We start from the raw sequence: 3,247 nt of genomic DNA, 5'->3' as shown, positions 1-3,247 counted from the left end.
CCTGCTCCTGCTGCTGCCGATCGACATGCGGCGTGGGCAGGCGGCGGCGCTGCGGTAGTAGGGGTACCTCGGCTTCCACGCGGAGGGGTAGCGAGCTCGATCTTCATCTCCGTTTGTCGGTGCCACTTGTCCGGTGGGGCGGTTGACGATGAACATGAAGTGCAGTGCGCCTCCAAGACACGGACTGCGGAACTTCTTCTGCACGTCGGCAATGTCTTCGGCGCTCGCGCTGAACGCCTCGTTCACGTCTGCCTGGGAAAGCGCCAGGATTTCCACGGCAGGAAAGCAATTGAACCACTCACCTCTTCCGGTTACATACCAGCGTTCCATCACTGTCGGCCACGTGCCGGCGTCACTTCAAAGGATTTGGTATGAACCCTGTCTGCGGATCGCGTCCATTACAGCAAGTCATTCAATATGACGCACAGAACGAGCTGCCAGCGGAAGAATTTTTAGTTCAGGTCAATCGGCTCCACGCATCCGAACTGGTTTCGCTCTCAGACAGCAGGGTACTCTTTCTGCTGCGAAACATCGGATCATCGACTCAGCTCCCGAGCAAGGAGGACTTCTTCTTCGGCCACAATGCACTGACGAATCAGATCATTTTCCACGGAGTACTTTCGAAAAATGATGAGGTAAAGTCGGCTTGTTCAGCGTTTGAAAAGGATTACCTCGCGCTGACCGACGTGGCGAAAATAAAAGCGATCACCGAAGACATCTTCAACTACATGCAAGGGCAGCCCTTGTTGCTCGTATCTCGCCATGCGGATGTGGCATTGGTGGTCAGCGATGCCTACTTCCGGAGATTCGCGCTGGCGGACGAAAGTTGGTATGTAAAGCCTTGCTGGACCGACGTCGTCGTGGTCAAGGAAGGAAAAATCCTCCAGAACTGAGAAGTTCGCCTGCATGAACTCTTCGAAGAATTTCCCGTGTTTCGAACCAAGTTCACCAACCAGAATAAAGAGCAGGTCAAGTTTGCCTTGGTTCTTAAGTTGCTTGACTTTGGCGAAGACGAAAAGCACTTTATCGATGCCTTGAAATGTCCAAAGTACGGATATGGCGGCAGGCTGAGGAAACATAAGACTGAAGCCGCTTCCGCTTCGTTTTTTAGCCAAAAGGATCGTGCTAACGAATTAACAATATCCGACAAACATTGCGATGAAATATTGAAGATCTATTGCGTTGACAAGCTTCCGCTCGAAGACAAATTCCGAGAAAATAAAATCAAGGCCAATATATTTCTTTATCTCTCCGTTGTTTTCATGAAGTACTCATCGGGGCACTATTTCGAAACGGCTACGAATTGTCGCCATGAGACTGATTTCTTGAGGGTGTACGCCTTAGGATTGTTCAACAAGGCAGTCGAGTTTCACGACTACTACAATTGCAGCCCTATTCCGAAAAATAAAGTGCCAGACATCAGACTGACTCTTGGAGGGTACGCAGACATATGCCTGGGAAGTCTGGCAGACGATTTGATGAAGTATTCCACCCATCGGGTCGAAGATATCTACACATCCATAATTCCTCCGGCCTGGCAGGCGTGACCACTGGAGGGATCGGCTGATTCGTGTTGTCCACCCATCTGCTGGCCTGCCCCGTCAGGCCGGTCAGTCCGCGGCCGAACGCTTGGCAGCGCGGTAGGCCGCTCCGTCGTAGCGCAGCGTCTGTGACTTGAACTTTGCCGGCCGCTCCTGCGTGACGCATTCGTCGCCTTGCCCGCTCGATCGGGTCTCGGTGCGGGTCTGGCGCAGCAGGAGGTCGGCGTAGCCGTTGCTCGCGCTGCGAGCGATCGTTACGCTGCTGCGCACGGTTTCAAAATTGCCTGCGCAGTTGGCGTCCCACTCGCCGCGCTCCAGCGCCACCTCCAGCCGGTCGAGCACCTTGGCGAGCCTGGGGCCGCGCGGGACGTACAGCGTCAGCGTCTCGTTCGAGTAAGGATTCACGCGCGACGAGCCCTGGCGGACGATGCGCAGGCCGAATGCGCGCGCCTCGCTGGCGAGCGTGTAGCGCGCCGTGTCGACCTTGATCTGGCCGATGCGAACGGCATCCTCGCTCATTGCGGAAGGCTCGAACAACCGGCTGACGACCGTGGCGCGATCGGTATTGCCGTTATCAGCCTGCTGCACCACCAGCACGTCCAGATCGAACTGCGTGGCGCCTGCGCGGGTGGAAGGGCGCGGCAGCGGCAGCACCACGATGAAGCGTCCTGCAAAGCCGCGCCAGGGCTGGCACACGGCACGTTCGTGGTCCAGGGCCCGCTGGGCGTGCAGCTTGGCATGTATGCGTTCCGCGAGACCGGTGTCGCAGGCCGCGTGGCCAACGGCGCTCAGCAGTGCCAGCAGCAAGGCAACGAGCAGTCGTCGAGCCATGCGCGCGCAGCGGCAGTCAGGCGCCGGCCAGGGCTGCAGGCACGCCCGACCGCGCGAGCCAGCGCGCCGCTGCGGCATCGAGCGCTTCGGGAGCAGCACTGCTCAGGAGCGCCACGGCGCCTTCGCCTTCCGTGGCCAACTGCCCGGCCTGCGCCAGCAGCCGCCGCGTCTGCAGCGCGACCGGTGCGCCGGTGTCGATGAAGCGCACCGCCTCGCCGCAATGGCGGCGCAGCTCGGCCGCGATGAAGGGGTAGTGCGTGCAGCCCAGCACCAGCGTGTCGATCTGGCCGGGCGCGGTGCCGAAGCTGCCGGCTTGACGCAGATAGCGCTCGCTCAAGGCAGCGATGCCGGCGGCGTCGCCGCCTTCGATGGCGCCGGCCAGGCCATCGCAGGGGATGATGCGGAAGTCCGCCCGTCCGGCCAGCGAGGCGTGCAGCGCTGCGAACTTCCGGCTCTCCACCGTGACGCGGGTCGCGAGCACTGCAATGTGGCCGGTGCTGCTCGCGGCCACTGCGGGCTTGAGGGCCGGCTCGACGCCCACGACAGTGAGGTTCGGGTGCTCGGCGCGCAGTTCGTGGATCGCGGCTGCGGTCGCGGTGTTGCACGCGACCACCAGCGCCTTGATGCCATGCCGGTCGCGCAGGTAGCGTGCGACCGTGCGAGTGCGCTGCGCGACGTAGGCGTCGCCACGCTCGCCGTACGGCGCGTGGGCCGTGTCGGCGAAGTACGCGAAGCGTTCGTGCGGCAATGCGTCGCGCAGCGCATTGAGCACGCTGAGGCCACCGATGCCGCTGTCGAAGACGCCGATCGGGCGATCGGCAAGAGCACCCGGAATGCTCAAGCCGCTTCCATCATGATGGTCTTGAACTCGCCGC

At 60.7% G+C, this 3,247-nt stretch carries 5 protein-coding genes; 2 read left to right on the top strand and 3 right to left on the bottom strand.

The window, feature by feature from the left end; genetic code table 11:
* Positions 1 to 276, bottom strand: a 276-nt coding sequence (locus tag APY03_RS43155; RefSeq protein WP_232324126.1) for a hypothetical protein, incomplete at its 3' end; no start/stop codon positions are given.
* Positions 277 to 371: 95 nt separating this feature from the next.
* Here APY03_RS43155 and APY03_RS01405 point away from each other — a divergent pair.
* Positions 372 to 893: a hypothetical protein gene (locus APY03_RS01405; protein ID WP_068673209.1), complete on the top strand. Its 522-nt coding sequence runs from the start codon at positions 372 to 374 to the stop codon at positions 891 to 893.
* A gap of 36 nt (positions 894 to 929) precedes the next feature.
* Positions 930 to 1,547, top strand: a complete 618-nt coding sequence (locus tag APY03_RS01400; RefSeq protein WP_068673207.1) for a hypothetical protein — start codon at positions 930 to 932, stop codon at positions 1,545 to 1,547.
* A gap of 63 nt (positions 1,548 to 1,610) precedes the next feature.
* On the opposite strand, the gene APY03_RS01395 is transcribed toward APY03_RS01400, so the two are convergent.
* Positions 1,611 to 2,372, bottom strand: a complete 762-nt coding sequence (locus tag APY03_RS01395) for a hypothetical protein (RefSeq protein WP_068673215.1) — start codon at positions 2,370 to 2,372, stop codon at positions 1,611 to 1,613.
* 16 nt (positions 2,373 to 2,388) lie between these two features.
* Positions 2,389 to 3,207 carry a glutamate racemase gene (gene murI / locus APY03_RS01390; RefSeq protein ID WP_068673213.1) on the bottom strand — a complete coding sequence of 273 codons (819 nt, stop codon included), beginning with the start codon at positions 3,205 to 3,207 and terminating at the stop codon, positions 2,389 to 2,391.
* Positions 3,208 to 3,247 lie beyond the last annotated feature (40 nt).

Origin of the sequence: Variovorax sp. WDL1, from assembly GCF_001541225.1 — a bacterium.
Taxonomy (GTDB): domain Bacteria; phylum Pseudomonadota; class Gammaproteobacteria; order Burkholderiales; family Burkholderiaceae_C; genus Variovorax.
This window is presented reverse-complemented; position numbering and strand designations above follow the sequence as displayed.